Source organism: Oryzomonas rubra (genome assembly GCF_008369015.1).
Classification (GTDB): domain Bacteria; phylum Desulfobacterota; class Desulfuromonadia; order Geobacterales; family Pseudopelobacteraceae; genus Oryzomonas; species Oryzomonas japonica.
The window spans coordinates 1-2,500 of the sequence record NZ_SRSD01000017.1; the positions used below are offsets into that span (position 1 = coordinate 1).

Annotated in this window: 2 rRNA genes (1 of these 2 cut by a window edge); both read right to left on the reverse strand. The window is 52.4% G+C overall.

Annotation, left to right across the window (positions count from 1 at the left end):
- Positions 1–76: 76 nt before the first annotated feature.
- Positions 77–193: ribosomal RNA gene (gene rrf / locus ET418_RS17955) — 5S ribosomal RNA — on the reverse strand.
- Positions 194–373: 180 nt separating this feature from the next.
- Positions 374–2,500, reverse strand: a 23S ribosomal RNA gene (locus ET418_RS17960); it runs 828 nt beyond the window's last position.

The following is a 2,500-nucleotide window of genomic DNA, read 5'->3' on the forward strand; positions in this document are numbered from 1 at the left end:
ATTCACGATTTCCGTGAGTCCAAACGCAAGCGAGCCCTTCAGGTATGATCCTGAAGGGCTCGTTGTTTTTAATTATTCCCGGCGGCGACCTACTTTCCCACACAGCTACCCGTGCAGTATCATCGGCCCTGAGGGGCTTAACTTCCGTGTTCGAGATGGGAACGGGTGTGACCCCCTCGGCATAGCCACCGAGAAATCGTTTGTGCATGGCGAATAGTTACGGGTGAATGGGTTTCATTCACGTTTCACTCTTCACGATTCACAGATCGTTATCAATTGCATTGTGGTTTTGAGTTTAGGTTTGTGTACGGTTTGCAGATTTATATCCGGCCTGGGGGAAGGAGAACCTTCCCCCCGACCGTATTTTATTTTTATGGTCAAGCCTCACGGCCGATTAGTACTGGTAAGCTAAACACATTGCTGTGATTACACACCCAGCCTATCAACGTTGTAGTCTACAACGGGCCTACAGGGGTTGTTACACCCAGGGATACCTAATCTTGAAGGGGGCTTCCCGCTTAGATGCTTTCAGCGGTTATCCTTTCCGTACATAGCTACCCAGCGACTGCGCCTGGCGGCACAACTGGAACACCAGAGGTACGTCCATCCCGGTCCTCTCGTACTAAGGACAGCTCTTCTCAAGTATCCTACGCCCACGGTAGATAGGGACCAAACTGTCTCACGACGTTTTAAACCCAGCTCGCGTACCGCTTTAATTGGCGAACAGCCAAACCCTTGGGACCTACTTCAGCCCCAGGATGCGATGAGCCGACATCGAGGTGCCAAACCTCCCCGTCGATGTGAACTCTTGGGGGAGATCAGCCTGTTATCCCCGGAGTACCTTTTATCCGTTGAGCGACGGCCCTTCCATACAGAACCGCCGGATCACTAAGACCTACTTTCGTACCTGCTCGACTTGTGGGTCTCGCAGTCAAGCTCCCTTATGCCTTTACACTCTACGGTTGGTTTCCAATCAACCTGAGGGAACCTTCGCGCGCCTCCGTTACTCTTTGGGAGGCGACCGCCCCAGTCAAACTACCCACCAGACAGTGTCCCCGACCCGGATGACGGGCCAAGGTTAGACATCCAAAACAACCAGGGTGGTATTTCAAGGGCGACTCCACCGACACTGGCGTGCCAGCTTCAAAGTCTCCCACCTATCCTACACAAGCTATTCCGAATGTCACTGTCAAGCTATAGTAAAGGTTCACGGGGTCTTTCCGTCTTACCGCGGGTACTCGGCATCTTCACCGAGAATTCAATTTCGCTGAGCCACTGGTTGAGACAGCGCGGAAATCGTTACGCCATTCGTGCAGGTCGGAACTTACCCGACAAGGAATTTCGCTACCTTAGGACCGTTATAGTTACGGCCGCCGTTTACCGGGGCTTCGGTTCAAAGCTTCGGATTGCTCCTAACAAATCCCCTTAACCTTCCGGCACCGGGCAGGCGTCAGTCCCTATACATCGTCTTGCGACTTAGCAGAGACCTATGTTTTTAGTAAACAGTCGCTACCGCCATTTCTCTGCGACCCTCTTCAGCTTCACGTGCGTATCGCTACACTTAATGAGGGCACACCTTATCCCGAAGTTACGGTGTCATTTTGCCGAGTTCCTTAACCAGTGTTCTCTCAATCACCTTAGGATTTTCTCCTCACCCACCTGAGTCGGTTTACGGTACGGTCACCTGCTGTCTGAAGCTTAGAGGCTTTTCTTGGAAGCATGGGATCAACGACTTTGTGAGCATACGCTCTCGTCATCACGTCTCAGCGTTAACGGAGCGGTGGATTTACCTGCCACTCCCGCCTACACGCTTGAACCGGGACATCCAGCACCCGGATCGCCTGCCCTTCTCCGTCCCCCCATCGCAACAACAGGTGGTACAGGAATATTAACCTGTTTCCCATCAACTACGCTTTTCAGCCTCGCCTTAGGGACCGACTAACCCTCCGCAGATTACCTTTACGGAGGAAACCTTGGGTTTACGGTGTGCGGGTTTCTCACCCGCATTTTCGCTACTCATGTCAGCATAATCTCTTGTGATACCTCCAGCCGTCCTCACGGTCGACCTTCGCAGGCTTACACAATGTTCCTCTACCACCGACGCCTTAAGGCGCCGATCCGCAGCTTCGGTACTACGCTTAGCCCCGTTACATTTTCCGCGCAGACCCACTCGACCAGTGAGCTATTACGCTTTCTTTAAAGGGTGGCTGCTTCTAAGCCAACCTCCTGGTTGTCTGGGCATTTCCACATCGTTTTCCACTTAGCGTAGATTTGGGGACCTTAGCTGGCGGTCTGGGCTCTTTCCCTTTTGACAACGGATCTTATCACCCGCTGTCTGACTCCCACGCTCTTCGTTGACGGTATTCGGAGTTTGATTGGGTTTGGTAATCTGGTGAGACCCCTAGCCCATCCAGTGCTCTACCCCCGTCACGCATACGTGAGGCTATACCTAAATATATTTCGAGGAAAACCAGCTATCTCCGAGTTTGATTAGCCTTTC